16 protein-coding genes, 1 pseudogene and 1 riboswitch are annotated in these 17,412 nt (G+C 31.1%); of the genes and pseudogenes, 8 read left to right on the top strand and 9 right to left on the bottom strand.

Annotated features, from left to right (window positions below):
* Positions 1-155: 155 nt before the first annotated feature.
* A complete protein-coding gene (locus tag NSU06_RS01555; protein ID WP_049382381.1) occupies positions 156-581 on the bottom strand; it encodes a hypothetical protein in 426 nt (141 codons plus the stop codon).
* A gap of 146 nt (positions 582-727) precedes the next feature.
* Positions 728-834, top strand: a riboswitch (SAM riboswitch).
* Between the two features lie 108 nt (positions 835-942).
* Here NSU06_RS01555 and NSU06_RS01560 point away from each other — a divergent pair.
* Together NSU06_RS01560 and NSU06_RS01565 are read left to right on the top strand one after the other, a co-directional pair.
* Entirely contained in the window at positions 943-1,758 is an 816-nt protein-coding gene (locus NSU06_RS01560; RefSeq protein ID WP_049420466.1) for a MetQ/NlpA family ABC transporter substrate-binding protein, read from the top strand.
* Between the two features lie 202 nt (positions 1,759-1,960).
* Entirely contained in the window at positions 1,961-3,298 is a 1,338-nt protein-coding gene (locus NSU06_RS01565; protein WP_070549213.1) for an aspartate aminotransferase family protein, read from the top strand.
* Here the strand turns inward: NSU06_RS01565 and NSU06_RS01570 are convergent.
* Together NSU06_RS01570 and NSU06_RS01575 are read right to left on the bottom strand one after the other, a co-directional pair.
* A complete protein-coding gene (locus NSU06_RS01570; RefSeq protein ID WP_340779175.1) occupies positions 3,225-4,976 on the bottom strand; it encodes an IS1182 family transposase in 1,752 nt (583 codons plus the stop codon). The genes NSU06_RS01565 and NSU06_RS01570 overlap by 74 nt on opposite strands.
* Before the next feature lie 348 nt (positions 4,977-5,324).
* Entirely contained in the window at positions 5,325-6,776 is a 1,452-nt protein-coding gene (locus tag NSU06_RS01575) for an APC family permease (protein ID WP_017175104.1), read from the bottom strand.
* Between the two features lie 739 nt (positions 6,777-7,515).
* Between NSU06_RS01575 and alsS the strand changes: the two genes are divergently transcribed.
* From alsS to NSU06_RS01595, 4 genes are all read left to right on the top strand, one after another.
* A complete protein-coding gene (gene alsS, locus NSU06_RS01580) occupies positions 7,516-9,180 on the top strand; it encodes an acetolactate synthase AlsS (RefSeq protein ID WP_049416412.1) in 1,665 nt (554 codons plus the stop codon).
* Positions 9,181-9,209: 29 nt separating this feature from the next.
* The gene (gene budA, locus NSU06_RS01585; protein WP_061544256.1) at positions 9,210-9,914 is read left to right on the top strand and encodes an acetolactate decarboxylase; all 705 of its coding nucleotides are present in this window, start codon (positions 9,210-9,212) and stop codon (positions 9,912-9,914) included.
* Positions 9,915-10,040: 126 nt separating this feature from the next.
* Positions 10,041-10,973 (top strand): zinc ribbon domain-containing protein, encoded by a 933-nt coding sequence (locus tag NSU06_RS01590; RefSeq protein WP_145424043.1) that lies wholly within the window; start codon positions 10,041-10,043, stop codon positions 10,971-10,973.
* A 258-nt stretch (positions 10,974-11,231) separates the two neighbouring features.
* The gene (locus NSU06_RS01595) at positions 11,232-11,948 is read left to right on the top strand and encodes an epoxyqueuosine reductase QueH (RefSeq protein ID WP_017175101.1); all 717 of its coding nucleotides are present in this window, start codon (positions 11,232-11,234) and stop codon (positions 11,946-11,948) included.
* 52 nt (positions 11,949-12,000) lie between these two features.
* On the opposite strand, the gene NSU06_RS01600 is transcribed toward NSU06_RS01595, so the two are convergent.
* A complete protein-coding gene (locus NSU06_RS01600) occupies positions 12,001-12,276 on the bottom strand; it encodes a hypothetical protein (protein WP_017175100.1) in 276 nt (91 codons plus the stop codon).
* 71 nt (positions 12,277-12,347) lie between these two features.
* Positions 12,348-13,418: a quinone-dependent dihydroorotate dehydrogenase gene (locus tag NSU06_RS01605; protein ID WP_017175099.1), complete on the bottom strand. Its 1,071-nt coding sequence runs from the start codon at positions 13,416-13,418 to the stop codon at positions 12,348-12,350.
* A 225-nt stretch (positions 13,419-13,643) separates the two neighbouring features.
* Between NSU06_RS01605 and NSU06_RS01610 the strand changes: the two genes are divergently transcribed.
* Both NSU06_RS01610 and NSU06_RS01615 read left to right on the top strand, forming a co-directional pair.
* Entirely contained in the window at positions 13,644-14,498 is an 855-nt protein-coding gene (locus tag NSU06_RS01610) for a fructosamine kinase family protein (protein WP_017175098.1), read from the top strand.
* Between the two features lie 52 nt (positions 14,499-14,550).
* Positions 14,551-14,724: pseudogene (locus NSU06_RS01615) on the top strand (VOC family protein); the annotation flags it as partial.
* A 91-nt stretch (positions 14,725-14,815) separates the two neighbouring features.
* Here the strand turns inward: NSU06_RS01615 and NSU06_RS01620 are convergent.
* From NSU06_RS01620 to NSU06_RS01635, 4 genes are all read right to left on the bottom strand, one after another.
* Positions 14,816-15,685, bottom strand: coding sequence for a DMT family transporter (locus NSU06_RS01620; RefSeq protein WP_137689620.1), 870 nt, complete (start codon positions 15,683-15,685; stop codon positions 14,816-14,818).
* Positions 15,678-16,103: an NUDIX hydrolase gene (locus tag NSU06_RS01625; RefSeq protein ID WP_048679635.1), complete on the bottom strand. Its 426-nt coding sequence runs from the start codon at positions 16,101-16,103 to the stop codon at positions 15,678-15,680. The genes NSU06_RS01620 and NSU06_RS01625 overlap by 8 nt, the downstream gene beginning before the upstream one ends.
* Entirely contained in the window at positions 16,072-16,773 is a 702-nt protein-coding gene (locus NSU06_RS01630) for a class I SAM-dependent methyltransferase (protein ID WP_017175096.1), read from the bottom strand. Before NSU06_RS01630 ends, NSU06_RS01625 begins: the two co-directional genes overlap by 32 nt.
* Positions 16,774-17,164: 391 nt before the next feature.
* A complete protein-coding gene (locus NSU06_RS01635; RefSeq protein WP_002488270.1) occupies positions 17,165-17,401 on the bottom strand; it encodes a DUF896 domain-containing protein in 237 nt (78 codons plus the stop codon).
* Positions 17,402-17,412 lie beyond the last annotated feature (11 nt).

Consider the following 17,412-nt stretch of genomic DNA (forward strand, 5'->3'; position numbering starts at 1 on the left):
CATTTCATTCATGATCAATTACAACTAGAGTGTAGCATTTGAATAGATCAGAAACAGGGTTTTAAAAAAAATCATAATAAATCTTTAACTTAACTTAAAGAATAAATGTTTTGTAAACATTAAATCAATATTTATCACATGATTTATATAAGGTATTAATATTTCTTTTTAGAAAAATATGAAATGGAACAAGCCATTAAAATCATAAAAATAATATGAGCAATCATCCATAAACCGTATTCTGTCCAGTTAAAGTGAAAGAATGAACGCTTTGCCATAGCGATGAGTGACGGATAAAGAGAGGCAAAAACAATCATTAATAAGACATAACTTAGTTTATATAATGGTTTAAAGACATGATAAATAAGTAAGAAAATAAAATATATTAACCATCCTATAAAAATATGAATGGCTAGTTCTAATAATAATGGCGTTTTGCTTGGGTCAATTAAGAAATCAATATTAATTAACAATAAAGTAAGATGAGTCGATTGAACTAAGACATCCATTATAGCCATTGTAATTAATAAGATGATACTTATAACTAAAGCACTAAGACAATGATAAAAATAATAGATCATAATTTCGCTCCTTCTTATATACATAGTATAAGAATATTCCCTGAAATATTTGGTTTAACACTTTTTAAATTTTTAGAATATTAAAAAAACATATTGACCAACGTTTAAATCAATGATAAGTTATTAATAATTCAATAATCTATTAACTCTTATCAAGAGTGGTGGAGGGATGTGCCCTACGAAACCCAGCAACCGTCATGGTATGACATGGTGCTAATTCACATAAAGTTAATCATACTTTAGAAGATGAGAGAAAGTGTATCGATGCTTTCTCTTAATAGTAGAAAGTATTTTTTTATGTCTTTACATATCTAGTAAGAGTAAATGAGAGTTGAAAATTTATAAAAAGGTGTCAATACATATGAAAAAATTAATAGGTATGATCAGTATTGTATTAGTAATTATTACGCTAACGGCTTGTGGAAATCAGAAAGAAGATAATAAAAAAATTACCGTAGCAGCGTCGCCAGCACCTCATGGTGATGTGTTGAAAAAAGCTAAAGAAGAAATGAAGAAAAAAGGATATGATCTAGAAGTCAAAGAAGTTAATGATTATAAGGTGCCTAATAAATTATTAGATAAAGGCGATGTTGATGCGAACTTCTTCCAACACGTTCCATACTTGAATGCTGAAAAGAAAAGTCATGGTTATAAAATTGAAGAATTAGGTAAAGTGTTTACAACGCCTATGGGTGTATATAGTAAAAAATATAAAAATTTAAAAGACATTCCAGATGGATCGACGATTTACGTTTCTAATAATCCTGCAGAAGAAGGACGTTTTCTATCTTTCTTTGTTAATGAAGGATTAATTAAATTAAAAAAAGGCGTTAAAATTGAAAATGCAAAATTTGAAGATATTGCTGAAAATAAAAAACACTTGAAATTTAACCATCAACAAGGGGCAGAGTTTTTACCAAAAACATATGAGAATGGTGAAGGAGCTGCAGTCATTATAAATTCAAACTATGCGCTTGATAATGGTTTAAAACCGTCTAAAGATGCTATTGTTATGGAAGGTGAATCATCACCATTTGCGAATACGATTGCTGTTCAAGAAGGTCATAAAAATGATGAAAAATTCCAAACATTATTAAAAGTTATGCAATCTAAAGAAATCAAAGCGTATATTAAAAAAGAATATGGTGATGATGTTATTCCATACGAAAACAAATAAATCATAAAAGGTCTCTATTAGAGGCCTTTTGTGATTTATTTTTATAATTGTTTAAAAGATAGAAACAATACATTTTAATTTTTCTGAAAATATTTACAAATCTGACAATTATTAGTAAGATATTGTTTATTATCATAAGAATTGAAGTCAATAAAGAAAGTTAGATATAAGTTATTGACACTTTGGGAGAGGATGAGTCAGTTTGAGTAAAGCAGAGGACATGATAAAAGAAGATAGTAAGTATTTTGCTACATCAGGACGTATAAAATATTATCCATTAGTGATTGATCATGGGTATGGGGCAACTTTAGTAGATATAGATGGAAAAGAATACATCGATTTGTTAGCTAGTGCAAGCTCACAAAATGTGGGTCATGCACCAAAACAGGTAACAGAGGCGATTAAAAAGCAAGTAGATAAATTTATTCATTATACCCCCGCATATATGTATCACGAGCCTTTAGTGAAACTGTCTAAAAAGTTATGCGATATTGCGCCAGGCGATTATGAAAAACGTGTCACATTTGGTTTGAGTGGTTCGGATGCGAATGATGGTATTATCAAATTTGCACGTGCTTATACAGGACGACCCTATATTATCAGCTTTACAAATGCTTATCATGGCTCTACATTTGGAGCGTTATCAATGTCGGCTATCAGTTTAAATATGCGTAAACATTATGGCCCATTATTAAATGGATTTTATCATATTCCATTTCCAGATAAATACAGAGGGATGTTTGAACAATCTAAATCAAATACTGTTGAAGAATATTTAGCGCCATTAAAAGAGATGTTTGTTAAATATGTTCCAGCTGAGGAAGTAGCTTGTATCGTGTTAGAAACGATTCAAGGAGATGGTGGACTATTAGAACCAGTAGAGGGCTATTTTGAAGCACTTGAAACGTTATGTCGCGAATACGGCATTTTAATTGCCGTTGATGATATCCAACAAGGATTAGGTCGTACAGGTTCTTGGAGCTCTGTGAATCATTTTAACTTTACACCAGATCTCATTACATTTGGTAAATCATTAGCAGGTGGATTACCAATGTCAGCGATTGTGGGTCGAAAAGAAATTATTGAAAGTCTTGAAGCACCAGCACATCTATTTACGACAGGGGCAAATCCAGTAAGTTGTGAAGCGGCTCTTGCTACGATTGAAATGATAGAAAACGACGACTTACTAACAGCTAGTTCTGTAAAAGGAAACTACGTGCGTCAACGTATGAATCAATGGGTAGATCAATACGATTACGTAGGAGATGTGCGCGGTATTGGGTTATCGATTGGAATTGATATTGTTAAAGATAAACAGTCAAAAGAAAGAGCTGCTGAAGAAGCATTGAAAATTTGTAATTACTGTTTTGAACATGGTGTAGTGATTATTGCAGTTGCTGGGAACGTCTTACGTTTTCAACCGCCACTCGTTATTACTTATGAACAGTTAGATAAAGCGTTAGATGTTATTGAAGAAGCGCTTCAAGCACTACAAGATGGTGATTTAAATCAATATAGTATAGAAGGACAAGGTTGGTAAAATATATTAAAAGAGTCCGGGACATAAAGTATCTAGATAAGTGAAAAAAGACAATTTCTATTGAAATAATATAGAAATTGTCTTTTTTATAATTTTTTTGATTATTTTCAGCTCGTTGAGCTGTTACTTTTCTTATATTAAGTGCCATTAGCACAAATCCTAGTTCTCTTTTGGCTTTATTTATCCCTCGAACGGACATTCGAGTGAAACCCAAAATAGCCTTCATAAATCCAAAAACAGGCTCCACATCAATTTTTCTTTGACTGTAGATGGTTTTTATTTTTGGTTCTGAAAGCTTTTTATTAATTTGGGCTTTAAAATATTCCCAATTATAATTTTTCATTATTTTTTTATTCGTTTTTGAATTGTATTTCATGCACTGGTGTCTCAGAGGACATTCTGAACAATCATCACATTCATATAATTTGAAGTCTCTCTTAAACCCATATTTATCATGGCGATAGGCATATCTTTTAAAACCCAATCGCTTATTGTTTGGACAAATATATTCATCGTTAATTTCGTCATAATCCCAATTTTGAGTGTTAAAGATGTCGCTTTTATATTTTTTAGTTTTATCTTTTATAAACATACCGTAGGTTATAAGTGGTATTCGATTAAAATCATCTATAATTGCCATATAATTGGGTTCGCTACCATAACCTGCATCAGCTACAATATATTCAGGTAAATGACCGTAGGTCTCTTGAATTAAATTTAAAAATGGTATCATCGTTCTTGTATCAGTCGGATTTTGATACACATTATAAGATAAAACGAATTGAGAATTTGTCGCTATTTGTAAATTATAACCTGGCTTGAGTTGTCCATTTTTCATATGATCTTCTTTCATTCTCATAAATGTGGCATCATGATCTGTTTTAGAATAACTATTTCTATCCTTTAAAATAGATTTTTGGACGTCGTATTTATGCTTTCGCCCAGAGTAATCATTAATTTGCTTTTTGTATTGTTTAATTTTAGTTCTTTTGAGCCGTATTTGTTTTCTTATTTTAGTACATTTTTCATTATCGATATGTTGATTTAAATCTTCGATTTCTTTATCCAAATGACTACCAATCAAATCTATTTCTTCCTTTGTTAAGTCATTATCGTGATCTTTTTTAATCTCAGGTATGATTTTATTTGTTATCAATTCATGATAGAGTGCTTTAGAATCTTCATTCATTTTTGTCTCATGGTTTTGAATACTCTTTTTCCATACAAATGTATATCGATTGGCATTCGCCTCAACTTTCGTACCATCAATAAAAATGGCCTGATCATCTATAAGATGTTGTTTCAAACACTGACTATGAAATTGAATAAATAATGATTCTAATAAAGCATCTACTTTTGGATTGACTCTAAATCGATTAATCGTTTTATAAGAAGGCTTTTGATTTTGTGATAGCCACATCATCCGGATGCTATCATTAAGTAATTTTTCTATCTTACGACCTGAAAACACAGATTGTGTGTAGGCATATAGAATGACTTTTAACATCATTTTTGGATGGTATGAGGTTGCACCACGATGATGTCTGAATTCATCGAATTCAGTTTTAGGAATTGTTTCTACAATATCATTGACATGTCGTGACATATCATTTGTGGGGATAAGAACTGAAGTTTCCAATGGTAGAGTAAGTTGAGTCATGTTATAATCTTTATACATAAGGCACCTCGTTAATTTAGTTTAGTGATATTTATTAAATTATACGAAAGGGCCTTATTTTTTTAAAGTATTTCAATGTAAAATTACATATAAATACAAAGTATTTTGGCGAGACTCTTGAGGGAACAGGACAAGCTGAAGACTACAGGCTGAAGCTGTCCCCTAAGAAAGCGAGCCAACAATACGTAGTATTGTAAATAAAGAAGCCAGTAAATGAATTTATAATAAACTCATTTACTGGCTATTTTGTTAGGAATTATGTCCCAGCCTCTTTTTCAGTATACTCCCCTTAAAAAACAATTGAATGTTTCTTAAGAGGATATGAGAAATATAAGTGAGTTCATTATCTTAATCTTTTGGTACGACATAATCATCTTCATCATTCTTTTTAGAATGTTTAATACCATAGAGTACATAAATAACAATACCAACTAAGAACCAGATTAATGTATAAAGTTTAGCTTCAAAACTTAATCCCCAGAATACAAGCAAGACTAATAAAAAGGTAATGACAGGTAATACAGGGAAGAATGGCACTTTAAATGCTGGAACTGGTAAATCTTTGCCTTCACGTTTTCTTAAACTATACATTGCAATAGATACAAACATAAATGCAATTAATGTACCTGCTGAAATTAATTGAGCTAAGAAAGCAAATGGGAACATTGAACCAATTAAAACACCGATAACAGTGAGAATAACAAGCGCTCTATTAGGTAAATGTTTATCATTTAATTTGGCTAACCAAGAAGGTAATAATCCGTCACGACCAAATGAATAAAGTAAACGTGAACCAGCTAACATCATACCGATTAATGCTGTAAACATACCGATGACTGAAATAGCTTGAACTACTGCTGCTACTACACCATGTCCACTTTGACGAAGTGCCCAACCTACAGGTTCAGCATTCCCAGCATATTTTGAATAATGGAACATACCAACTAATACTAAAGCTACAGCTACGAATAAAACAATCGCAATGATTAATGATCCTAAAATACCACGTGGCATCGTTTTTTGCGGATTAATAGCTTCAGCTGAGTTGGCAGCAATTGAATCAAACCCTATGTATGCCAAGAAAATCATTGATACCCCTGCATAAATACCTTGCCATCCACCAAAATCACCAGTTTCAGTGACTTTATGCTCAGGAATAAATGGAACATAGTTACTTGCTTGAATTGCTGTTAATCCAACAATAACGAATAAAACAATCGCTAGAACTTTTAAAATAACAAGAATATTTTCGATACGAGCAGCTTCACTCATACCACGAGATAATAATAATGCAGTTAAAATAATAACAATTGCTGCAACTAAGTCTATAATTCCTCCATTTGCACCAAAAGGGTTAGATAAAGACTTAGGTAACGCAATACCTAAAGGAGACACAAGTCCTCTTAAATTGGCTGAAAAACCAGAAGCTACAAAGGCAACGGCAATAAAGTATTCGGCAAGTAATGCCCAACCAGCTACCCATCCAAAGAATTCACCAAATAAAACGTTAATCCAAGAATATGCAGAACCAGCAAACGGCATGGCTGCAGCCATTTCAGCATATGAAAATGCAACTAAACCAGCAACAATTGCAGCTAATAAGAAAGATAAAGCTACGGCTGGACCAGCATGCTCTGCTGCTACTACACCAGGTAGTGTGAAAATCGATGTTGATACAATAGTACCTACACCTAATGCAAGAAAATCTTTAACACGTAACGTACGTTTTAAATGTCCATCTTTACTTTGATAGATAGTGGGATCTTCTTTTCTAGTAAAATTTTTGAAAAAACTGGCCATAATTATGAACCTCCACTAATAAGTTTAAAATTTAATTAATTAGCTTGTTAGCTATATAACATTTATTATCATAGCATAAAAGAATGGTATTTTGTCTAAAATTTCTGAAAATTTCAAGTTTTCTTACTTTTGATTAAACAAGAATACATAACTAGAAAATTTAAATGATAGATTCGATTATATCAGATAAATCTAAAATAAAAACAATAAAAAAGAGTATATTTACTCTATAAATATAAAAAGTAGTAATTATATCAATATTGGCACTATAATGATAGAAGACAAGTCAAGTAATTAGACCTTTTTAATTGTGTCATTTTACAATGGTTAAAGTATGTTGACCTATTCCGATATGGAATGGTTCCTATCGAAAATATGTATTTTATTAATATTTCGATGCGTACTATAATAGGAAACGTAATAAAGTTACAACGTATTCAAATATTCTAATAAGTATGTCTTACTATCATTCCCTTAAACATGACATATATAATAGAAAACTCCCATCTCATATTTGAATATGTCTAATTAACTGAGGTTACACTTCAACTTTAAAAATTGAAGTTATTTAAATATAAAGAAGCCGCAATTAACATGTGACTAAGTCTTTCCCTCTTTTTCCCTAAAAAAATAGACATGTGTGTGGCTTCTTTTTAATTGGGTATAAAAAAATAGAAAAGTAATTTTGAAATAAAAACTTTAAATTACAAATGTAAACTTGAAAGGATATGAATATAAAATGGCTAAAGAAAACTATTCTGCTGCAGATATGGTCATTGATACTTTAAAAAATAATAATGTGGATTATGTATTTGGTATTCCAGGTGCAAAAATCGACTATTTATTCAATGCATTAGAAGATGATGGTCCAGAACTTATCGTTACGCGTCATGAACAAAATGCTGCAATGATGGCACAAGGCATTGGACGTTTAACAGGTAAACCTGGTGTTGCATTAGTAACAAGTGGTCCAGGGGTAAGTAACTTAACAACTGGATTATTAACAGCTACTTCAGAAGGTGACCCTGTATTAGCAATCGGTGGTCAAGTTAAACGAAATGATTTATTACGTCTTACTCACCAAGCTGTAGATAATGCTGCGTTACTAAAATCATCAACTAAATATAGTGCAGAGGTTCAAGATCCTGAATCATTATCTGAAGTTATGACAAATGCAATCCGCACTGCAACTTCTGGTAAAAATGGTGCAAGTTTCATTAGTATTCCACAAGACGTTATTTCATCTCAAGTGCAAAGTAAAGCAATCGACTTACCAGAAAAACCTCATTTAGGGGTACCAGCAGATGAAGAAGTGAATGAAGTGCTTCAAGCGATTAAAGATGCTAAATTCCCTGTATTACTTGCAGGTATGAGAAGTTCTAGTGAAAAAGAAACAGAAGCAATTCGTAAATTTGTTGAAAAAACAAGCTTACCTGTTGTAGAAACTTTCCAAGGTGCTGGTGTGATTAGTCGTGAATTAGAAGACCATTTCTTTGGTCGTGTTGGTTTATTCCGTAACCAAGTGGGTGACGAATTACTAAGAAAAGCTGACTTAGTAGTTGCAATCGGTTATGATCCAATTGAATACGAAGCAAGTAACTGGAATAAAGAATTAGATACTGAAATTATCTCAATTGACGAAGTGCATGCTGAAATTACAAATTACTTACGTCCTAAAAAAGAATTAGTAGGTAATATTGCAGGTACAATTCAAATGATGTCAGAAAAAGTATCTGAACCAATTATTGATCAAAAACATTTAGATGACTTAGAAGAATTAAGAGCAAATATTATCGAAGCTACTGGCATTAAATATGAACATGAAGACGGTATTTTACATCCAGTAGAAATTATCAATACAATGCAAAAAACGTTAACTGATGATACAACTGTTACAGTAGACGTAGGTAGTCACTATATTTGGATGGCTCGTAAATTTAGAAGTTACAATCCAAGACACTTATTATTCAGTAACGGTATGCAAACTTTAGGTGTTGCGTTACCATGGGCTATAGCAGCTGCATTAGTACGTCCAAACACACAAGTTGTATCAGTTGCTGGTGATGGTGGTTTCTTATTCTCAGGTCAAGATTTAGAAACTGCTGTACGTAAAAAATTAAATATCATTCAATTAATTTGGAATGATGGTAAATACAACATGGTTGAATTCCAAGAAGAAATGAAATATAAACGTGCAGCTGGTGTAGCATTTGGTCCAGTAGATTATGTTAAATATGCAGAATCATTTGGAGCGAAAGGTATCCGAGTAACAAGTCCAGAAGAACTTGAAGCTGCAATTAAAGAAGGTTACGAAACAGAAGGACCAGTTTTAATTGATATTCCAGTAAATTATAAAGATAATGTTAAATTATCAACAAATATGTTACCAGATTCTTTAAATTAATTTTCTAAAAAATAGGAGTGAATATTAATATGGGTCACGTATTATATCAACATGGTACATTAGGTACATTGATGGCAGGTTTATTAGAAGGAACTGCAACAATCGATGAATTATTAAAACATGGTGATTCAGGACTAGCAACACTTACAGGTTCAGACGGTGAAGTTATCTTCATTAATGGAGAAGCTTACCATGCAAATGAAAAAAAAGAATTTGTTAAACTTAAAGGTGATGAATTAACACCTTTTGCAACAATTACTAAATTTGAAGCAGATGAATCTTATAAAACTTCTAATAAAGATTCTGAAACAGTATTAAATGAAGTAAAAGAACATATGTTAAGTGATAATTTATTCTCAGCAGTAAAAATCACTGGTAAATTTAAAAAAATGCATGTTCGTATGATGCCAAAACAAGAACCACCATATACAAGATTAATTGATTCAGCACGTAGACAACCTGAAGAAACTCAGGAAGATGTTAACGGTACAGTGATTGGCTTCTTTACACCTGAATTATTCCATGGTATTGGTTCTGGTGGTTTCCATATTCATTTCGCCAACGATGATCGTAATTTCGGCGGACACATTTTAGATTTTGAAGTAGATGATGTAAAAGTTGAAATTCAAAACTTTGAAACATTTGAACAACACTTCCCAATCGATAATAAAACATTCACTAATACTGAAATTGATTATGCAGATATCGATGCAGAAATCAGAGAAGCTGAATAATATATCATCATTAGAGTTCGAATCGTTTAAGATTCGAACTTTTTTTATTTCATTAAAATAATATTTTAAGCAATTCAATTTAATGGTATAATGATTTCGAATTTTATGTTTATGGAGGTATATAGGATGCAATGTCCAAATTGTGGTCAGTCATATCAACAAGGAGATTTATTTTGTGGAGAATGTGGAACGAAATTAGATCAGATTACACCATCTACAACAACACCAGAATCATTAAACTTGGATAGTCATATAAACAAAAGTGTAAATCACTCTACTTCAAGTTCTGTTACTTCGCCAAATGCTATATCAAAAGAACAGCCTACAGTGAATCAATACAACAATATTGAGTCATCTCAAACGCAAGATGCACCTGATTATACATCTTATCAACAACGTTATGGTAATCCTGGTGCTTCAAGTCAAAAAGTTAAATCTGTTGTCGAAGAAAGTAAAAAATTCTTTAAACAAGTGTTTAAACGGCATGATACAATCATTGAGAGTCATCATTCATTTAGTTACTCATTATTAGCTTCATTAGTGATAGTGGGCTTATTAATTTTAGGATTTTTTATTCATTTTATGATTGAAGATAGTTTTGGTTATATCATTTCAGGAGTATTTACTATTGTTCTAAGAGTAATACTAGGCATCGCTATTGCTATAGCTATTCTTTTCTTTATTACTTATGGAGTGATACGTTTAACTGTACTTCAACCTTTTCAAATTAAAAAAGTTTTGTCAGACTTTATTTTAACGAATACATTATCAGTGCTTATACTTTTGTTAGGATTTATTTCACTATTTTTAAAACTTTATATTTTAAGTGGGGTATTAGGAGTATTTTCGATTATCTTATTATTCACATCATGTATATATTTAATTGCTAAATATAGTGTAAATAGAAAATTACGTATCCCTAGTTTTTACGGTGTTATCATATTTTTCGTTATTATTGGATTTGCATTACATTTATTTGGATCATCGTTAATTAGTCAATTCGATGATTTCGGAGTACTACGTAGATTATTTGGAAGAGGTTTTAGTGACTTATTGTAAGCATTATGGAAGTAAATTTGTTCCAATTTAAAATGTATGTACTCAATGTGATACGCGTGTCATTAATGAATTTAAGTAATCACCATCTTTAAGAAATAATATAAAAAATACATAGGGCAATAAAAATTTTCAAAGAAATAGAAGATGAGGCTATTAAAAAAGTTCAAGATATAGTAAGTCGATAATATCTGATATATTTTTATTGTATAAGTCTCAAACTAAAAATAATATATAATATTTTATAAGGAGAATTGAGAAATGTTAAATGCTGAACCTATGATTAAGAAGATGAAAAATCAAAAAATCAATTATGATAGGGTGTTGAAAAAACTGATTAATCAATGGGAGCGTGAAGGCGTTCGCCCTAAAATTTTATTACATAGTTGTTGTGCACCTTGTAGCACATATACATTAGAATATCTATCTCAGTATGCAGATATTGCTATTTATTTTGCTAATCCTAACATTCATCCTAAAAATGAATACTTAAGACGTGCCAAAGTCCAAGCACAATTTGTAAAAGATTTTAATGAGAAGACTGGATATTCGGTAAAATATATTGAAGCTGATTATCAGCCATATGAATTCATGAAGATGGCGAAATCGCGTGGTCTTACTGAAGAACCTGAAGGTGGAAAACGTTGTACAGCGTGTTTTGAGATGCGTTTAGAGCTTGTCGCAGAAGCAGCAGTGAAGTATGGATATGATTATTTCGGTAGTGCATTAACATTATCTCCTAAAAAGAATGCTCAATTAATTAACGAACTCGGTATGGAAGTTCAACGATTATACAATACATATTATTTACCTAGTGATTTTAAGAAAAATAAAGGTTACGAACGGTCTATAGAAATGTGTAATGATTATAATATATTTAGACAATGTTATTGCGGATGTGTATTTGCAGCGATGGAACAAGGTATTGATTTTAAAAAAATTAATCGAGAAGCTAAAGCATTTTTAGAACAATTTTAAAAGGAGTAAGAGAGAATGAGTTAACCATTCTTTCTTACTCCTTCGCTTTTAGTTATAACGTACGATGGATAAAACGCACAATAGCTAAAATAGCAATAACAAGGGCAGATAGTAGTCCAGCAATTTTTATACCTTTCTTCTCTTTTTCAGGTTCAGGATCTTTATTTTCCATCATTTCTAATAGTTCACGTTCAATTTCAAGATCCAAAGCTGTTTTCTTTTCACCATTGTAACCGATACTATTATCGTATTCTTGAGAAGATTTGGCATCTTCAATGTTATTCTTATCTTTAGTTTGTGACTTTGTTTGTTTATCTTCTATAGTCATCAACATACCCTCCGATAGTACGTGCTACGTGTAATATTAGTATAGTACACTTTATCGTTTAGTGAAATATTTTAACGTCTAGCATCTAGTCCAATAATCTCACTAATATGACTATAATGGTTTGCTTTTAAATATTTAGCAATATCTCGATTAATCTTTTTAGTTAAACCAGGGCCTTCTATCACGAGGGATGAGTAGATTTGTACAAGTGACGCACCATTTCGCATCATTTGAATAGTATCTTGTGCACTAAAAATACCACCTGTACCAATGATTAAAAATTCGCCATTCGTTTGTTGATAAGCCCATTTTACAAGTTCTAAATTACGTTTAAATAAAGGTCGACCACTTAATCCTCCGTCTTCTACTTTATTTGGAGAAGATAATCCATCACGTTGACGTGTGGTATTGGCTAAAATCATACCATCAAAGGTTTCTGTAATTTGAGGTAAAATAGTTTTAAAACCTTCAAGTTCTAAATCTGAAGTTAGCTTTAAAAAGATTGGGACATTCACTTCGTGTTGTGCTTTATAATCTATTAAAGCATGACATAACATTGAAAATTCATCTTTATCATGGAAACTTTGTAAGTTTTCAGTATTAGGTGAGCTAATATTCACAGTGAAAAATGATACATCTGCTTTAAACGCATCGATGACTTTAATATAATCTTGATAACGCTCTTCGTAAGGTGTCGTTTTATTAACGCCCACATTTAAACCTACAGGAATAGTGTAAGCATGACGTCTTAAATTCCATAAAGCTTTATTCATCCCCATATTATTAAAGCCCATACGATTGATTAAGGCATCATCTTCAAGTAAGCGATACATACGCGGTTTAGGATTGCCATCTTGTGGTTTAGGTGTAATGCCACCAAGTTCAAGAGCACCGAAACCAGCATTTTCAAGTGCTTTAGGCACTTCACATGATTTATCAAAACCAGCAGCTAAACCAACTGGATTTTTAAATGTTATCCCTTTAATGTTTTGTGAAAGAGAGGGGTGTTCATATGTAAATAATTTATTTACAAAAGGTAGTAAAAAAGCGTTTTTCTGAGTGAATTTTAAGGCATCTACTGTTAATCCATGTGCCTTTTCAGGTTCGATTTTGAATAAAAGAGGTTTAATTAATTTGTACATAATAATGCTCCATTTCATTGTATTTGAGGCTTACGATCCTCATTTAATATCATTGAAAAAACATTCCTTTAATAGACTAGCACGTTCGATTAAAAATGAATAGTCAAATTTGAAAGTGTTTGAAAAATTGCCTAACTTTAAATCATTTTGGAATGACAAAGGTTAAAGCACATCCATTTAGGTAATAGAATAGTAGATAAAGAATTGGACTAAGGAGGATAATTAATGAAATCAGATTGGAAAAATCAATTACCTTTAGAGGGTATTCAAGATATTTCACCAGTAAGCGGTGGAGATGTAAATGAAGCATTTAAAATTACAACAAACGATGATATATATTTTTTATTAGTTCAAAGAAATCGTAAACCCTCTTTCTACGCTGCCGAAATGGCTGGACTAGAAGCATTTGAAAAAGCAGATATTACAGCACCAAGAGTGATTGAAAATGGCGAAATTAATGGCGATGCGTATCTATTACTCAGTTATTTAGAAGAAGGCGGTAAAGGAAGTCAAAAAGAATTAGGACAACTTGTAGCCAAAATGCATAGTCATCAACAGTCAGAAGGTAAGTTTGGATTCGAGTTACCTTATGAAGGGGCTGATGTCTCATTTGATAATACATGGTCAGAGTCTTGGAGTGAAATTTTTGTAGAACGGCGTATGGATCATTTAAGAGATGAACTATTACGTAAAAATTTATGGAATGAAGAAGATAATAAAGTATACGAACAAGTACGTTCTGTTATGATTAATGAATTAGAAAATCATAATAGCAAACCGTCTCTTTTACACGGTGATTTATGGGGCGGTAATTATATGTTTTTAAAAGATGGGCGTCCCGCTTTATTTGATCCAGCGCCGTTATATGGAGATAGAGAATTTGATCTAGGTATCACTACTGTCTTCGGTGGATTTACACAAGAGTTTTATAATGAATATGAAAAGCATTATCCTTTAGGAAAAGGAGCAGAAAAACGCTTAGAGTTCTATAGATTATATTTATTCATGGTGCATTTAGTTAAATTTGGTGGTATGTATGCAAGTAGTGTGAATCGTTCAATGGATCACATATTGGCCTAATAAAATACTTCGGGTTAAGTCGTCTTAATCCGAAGTTGTTTCTTTCGTCTTTAATGAAGTCATCATATCATTAGATGTTAAAACGAACGATGAAGTGGATACATTATTGCATAAAGTGAAAGCGTTAGGTGGTAAGGTGATTGATGAACCTAAGACTTCTCAAGGTTATTACGGTGCAACATTTGCTGATCCAGATGGACATAAATATAATTTCTTAGTTTGTTAGTTCAATTAATTTTATAAAATACGCCAATTAATATACGCCCCAAAGTTAGAATGAGATCTAATGGTGGGGCGCATTTTTAATGAAAAAGTTATCATGAAGACGTTTTTTTATCTTTATATAGATTCATATAAATAATAGAAATAATGATTAAAATCGCGCCGGTTATGAATTTAGGCGTTAATGGTAAAGGGAAAAACGGGAAAGAAAATATAAACACAAATATAGGATTGAGGGTTCTTATAATATTCGCTTCACGAAACGAAATGTATTTCAAACCTTCATAAAATAATAAAAGTCCTATTACGCCACTACACAAAGCAGAAAGTAAAATAGAGAACAAGCCTATGCTTATATGTATGGTATGTAAATGATTAGTCACAATTAATATGATACCTAGCAACAAAGTAGAAGTCGCCTGATTGTATAGTAAGATGGTTTTAGAATCAATGTCTTTGACGGTCTTTTTAGCTAACATATTCGTTAGCGCAAAAAAGAATGTATAAGATAGGGTGACAATCACACCTAATATACTGTTAAAATCACCTGAAAAATGAGTAATCAAGAATGAACCTATAACAGCAAAAATTATAGGAAAGGTATCGTTTTTGCACAACGTTTCATTTAGAAAGAGCACTGAAAGAAACAACGCAAATATAATATAAAATCTTCCTAATAATCCAACACTAACTGGATCTAACAAACTTAAACTTACATATTGGAGTAAAATACCTATTGTATTAGTAATACCTAAGAGCCATATAAATTTGTTATGATAGATTTTTATTTTACTTTTATCGAGTAATACAGTTATTAATAATATTAAAGTTGAAAACAAAGCATTAAAAAAACTTGCTTGAATAGGTGATAAATCAGTGAGTGAAAGTTTGTTTAATATTGGGGTTAAAGACATGATTGCTATGGAAATAATATTAAATAAATACCCTTTTTTAACCTTATTCATGGTATGCCCCTAAATATTTAAAAATTTCTTCATATAACCCATCTTGAAATGATAATAAATTTTTGTCTAATGGTTCTTTCGTAAGTATTCTTTCAGTAGTTTCTGAATATTTCGGTATATCTTTAAAATAGCTTACTTCAGCTTTTGTAATTGTAGTGGTATGGCCATTTGGTAGTATATAGTAACCTAAATAGTCTATATCACTTTCATTGATGACAGCGCCAGACTCTTCATAAGCCTCTCTGATAGCTGTCTCATTCATCGTTTCATTATGGTTTACCTTACCTCCTGTTAATTCCCATGCTCTTTTTTTATTTTTAACAAAAACAAGATTTCCTTGATAGGTTAAAACAATTAAAACAGAATCATATTTTGTAACTGTCTCATTAAATTGAAGTTTGATATGATTTATAATCATTTTTATCTACCTCCTTTATGAGGTAGATATAACTGTAGAATCCAAAATTTTTATTAAAAACATTTAATATTTGATCAATTGATGAAATCAGTTTAAAACTGATTGAGTCGTTCTTAAAAGTCTTTCGTGAGACTACTTTAAAACCATATTTATTAGCTATCTTTTCTAAATCATTTACGCTATATTCCGTTTGATAACCAAATTTCCAAACTTTTAATAAAATTTTTATTTTCTTATCTAAAATACCAAACGAATATTTATTTGGTGTCATTAATATAAGGTGTCCATTAGTTTTCAATACTCTATACATTTCCTTCATGACTTTATCAGGGTTTAGAAAATGTTCTATAACACCTAATGAACTAACTGTATCAAATGTATTTTGAGGGTAAGGTAAATTTTGAACATCTCCAATAACATACTTAAATTTGATTCCAGTTTTAATCATATACTCAGTTGCAATACTTTTTGCATTTTCAGAAATATCAATACCATGTCTTTCAATTTTATATTTCTCAATAAGTTTGAATAGGATGGCCCCATCCCCGCATCCAGCTTCTAATACTTTATCGCCAGGACTAAAATAATATTCATTATAAATAAATGTTTTTAATTTATCTTTTGCTCTTTCAATTCTTGATGGTGGGAAATTATATGATACTTTATTCATAGATGCACCTTCTTAGTTGTTTTATATATTATTATATATTTATTTTATATAATATCATAATTATTATCGTGATAAGTTATGATGTTTGATTCTATACCTGAATATATCTTATAAATAAATATTTGTGGCTTGAACTATTCTACGATAGACTATGAAATATATTTGTTGAGTGGCATATAGAATCAGTCGCATAAACGAACATAAGTGAGCAATCACTTCATTAAGTAGTTTTAATTATTAAAATCAAAGAACTACTTTATATTTTCTCTAGGAAAGGGTTTCAACAAAATGAGCTGTGATTCAATTAAGAACTTTACTCAAAATATGGACATAAAAAATCTGCCCTCAAAGTCAGAACTTTGAAGGCAGTCTAAGTCTTGATAATAAAATTTTAATTTTTTTGAATGTTGCCGTATTCTTCTCTTAAGTCATACACTTTATCAGGTGTAACGTCTTGACCAAGTGGATCGACAACTTTCATAGTTGAGAATGTATGAAGGACTTGGCCTCTAATCATTCCTAAATATTCTTGTCTTAATTGATGTTGTTCTTGTTTTTCTTCAACACTCAAACTTTCAACTTTTTCTTTATTTGCTAATTGATTAATTCTATCTAGTAATTCTCTCATTATTTATTCCT

The organism is Staphylococcus sp. FSL W8-1270, assembly GCF_038007165.1.
Classification (GTDB): domain Bacteria; phylum Bacillota; class Bacilli; order Staphylococcales; family Staphylococcaceae; genus Staphylococcus; species Staphylococcus hominis.